General features: G+C 32.0%; 2 protein-coding genes. Both read left to right on the forward strand.

Features of this window, described 5'->3' with window-relative positions; genetic code table 11:
* The first annotated feature begins 276 nt into the window (after nucleotides 1–276).
* Nucleotides 277–1,596: an MATE family efflux transporter gene (locus tag RTP52_RS12325; protein WP_312371681.1), complete on the forward strand. Its 1,320-nt coding sequence runs from the start codon at nucleotides 277–279 to the stop codon at nucleotides 1,594–1,596.
* A 495-nt stretch (nucleotides 1,597–2,091) separates the two neighbouring features.
* Nucleotides 2,092–2,799, forward strand: a complete 708-nt coding sequence (locus tag RTP52_RS12330) for an ABC transporter ATP-binding protein (RefSeq protein ID WP_312371683.1) — start codon at nucleotides 2,092–2,094, stop codon at nucleotides 2,797–2,799.
* The last annotated feature ends 2 nt before the right edge of the window (nucleotides 2,800–2,801 follow it).

A 2,801-nucleotide genomic window follows, 5' to 3' on the forward strand; every position in this document is an offset into this window, starting at 1 on the left:
ACAGGCGAGGGAAGATTCAAAGAATGACTAGGTGATAAAAAATATCTTGTATATAACTTGTATGTTATTTTTAGGCAAGTGACAGTAATCTATCGATATATTAAGATTGCAACTCATTCGCCGAATAGTATGAAGATTTTATATTCTGGATAAGATAGTTGGAGACCTCCGACTGGATTATCCAGTTTTTTGCTGTGATATGAATTATTTTGTTAGAGCGGACTTAGTTGAAAGGAAAATACGTTCTACATAGTGTAACAAATGAAGGAGATAGAAATGAAACATTTAGATTTAACAAAGGATTCAACAAGAAAGTTATTTTTCAGCTACTTATTACCATCAATAAGTGCGACCTTAGTTACCTCAATTTATATTCTTGCTGATTCTATTATGATAGGTAAAGGAGTAGGTCCTGATGGAATTGCTGCTCTTAATATAGTGTTACCACTTTTTACGTTATTTTTTGGTACCGGTTTATTATTCGGAGTTGGCGGTTCGGTTTTAATGTCAATTGCAAATGGCAGTAATAATCCGTTACTTGGAAAACAGTATTTTACAACCTCAGTAATATCGGTAACGTTTTTATCTATATTTCTATTGATTATCATGCAACTTGCATTTGAACCGATCTTATATTTCCTAGGAGCAACCAATGTTACATTTACACTCGCTAGTGAGTATGGAAGAACATTAGTGGCGGGAGCACCTGTCTTTATGTTTTCTGCTTTACTTCAGGCTTTTATAAGAAATGATAAAGATCCTAATTTATCGATGATTGGCGTAGTTACAGGAGGTATCACTAATATCATTTTAGATTATATCTTTATTTATATATTTCACTGGGGAATGTTCGGTGGAGCAATCGCTACAGTAATCGGAAGTTCGATTACTTGCTTAATCCTTATGGTTCACTTTTTTAAGAAAACAAATCAGTTAAAGCTAGTGAAGCATGGCTTTTCAATGAAACGATTTGGAAAGGTGGTAACCAGCGGATTAGCTAGCTTTTTAATTGAAATCTCGAATGGTGTTGTTACTTTCCTCTTTAATATTCAACTTGTAAAATACATTGGAGACATCGGTATCACTGTTTATAGTATTATTGCAAACAGTTCTTTTATCGTGATGTCTTTAGCAAATGGTGTGGCACAAGCATCACAGCCAATACTTGCAGTTAACTTTGGGGCAGGGAAAAACAAACGTGTGGACGAAGTAAAACATTTAGGATTTATTACTACTACAATAATAGGAACGATTATAGTTGCGTTAGGAGCCTTATTCCCAGGAGTTATTACAGGACTGTTTGTACATGCTACCGATGAAATATTGTCATTATCAATTCCTGCTATTCGGATGTATATTTTAGCATTTTTATTTATGAACCTTAATATCTTTATAAGCGGTTATTTCCAAGCTACAATGAAACCACAATATGCAATGGGGATCAATCTTTTACGAGGTTTAATATTAAGTAGTGCATTTGTATTAATCTTGCCTTTGTTTATTGGAGCAAACGGTATCTGGATTTCGATGCCTATTGTAGAAATCATTTCATTTACAATTGCTATGGTTTTAAATTATCGAGCGAAAAAAGTATGATAGATAAGAAATGCAGTATTGAATGAAAATATGCTGAGAAAAGATTAAATTTATTTACACTCTTTTATTAAGTTTATAATCAAAAAATTTTAATCAAAACATTTACAAAGTGCACCTTAAATGTTGGAATGATTTGCTTCCGTTCATGGAAGAATTCCTCCATACTTTTAAGGTGCATTCGTTATAAAAGAGTTTTTACGTTCTTTAAATCCATTGCAGAAGTGAAAATTATATTACAAAATGATATTATGTGTAATTCTTATATTATGTAATTTTAAGGAGCTGGAAAAATAGATAGAAATCTCGCTAAGAATCGTTTACAATATTGATATACAATCTTAGGGATTGACAATTGAGAACAGAAGAAAAATTCGAAATAGTTCTTATCATTAATGAATGCGGAAACATGAACATAAAGCAAGTAATGAAGTTTAAGGTTATAAAATGAAATTAAAGTCTGAAAGAAAAATGAATAAGAAAGTAGGGAGAGTTTTGTTGAACTTTGCAATTGAAAAATTATCAAAGAATTTTGAGAAAAAAGAGGTTTTAAAAAATATCTCGTTCACTTTTGAAAGTGGAAAGATTTATGGACTTTTAGGGCGTAATGGTGCTGGTAAAACAACGCTATTTAACTGTGTAAATCGTGATATAAAAACAGATGGCGGATATTTCTACATACATGATGGAAACCAAGAGAGAGAGGTTGTTGCGCATGATATCGGGTATGTATTATCCACCCCAACGGTTCCAGCATTTTTAACCGGTCGTGAATTTATTAAATTTTTTATAGATATCAATGAAAAAGATATAAAAAATTTGAAATCCATTGATGAATACTTTGACATGATTAATATAGAAAACGAGGATAGAGATAAGTTAATAAAGGATTATTCTCACGGTATGAAGAATAAAATGCAGATGCTGATTAACATCATCGCGCAACCTAATGTATTATTATTAGATGAGCCATTAACCTCTCTGGATGTGGTAGTAGCAGAAGAAATGAAACAATTACTACGTACCATAAAAACGGACAGAGTCATAATTTTTTCTACTCATATCATGGAGCTTGCCTTGGATCTATGTGATGAAATAGTGATTTTAAATCATGGTATTCTTGAAGTAATAGATAAGGAAGAGCTAAATAATACAGAGTTTAAAGCAAAGATCATTCATGCCTTGCAGGAGGAGGAACATGTTTAATA

The sequence above is a fragment of the Lachnoclostridium sp. genome, from assembly GCF_031997925.1.
GTDB lineage: Bacteria > Bacillota > Clostridia > Lachnospirales > Lachnospiraceae > Lachnoclostridium.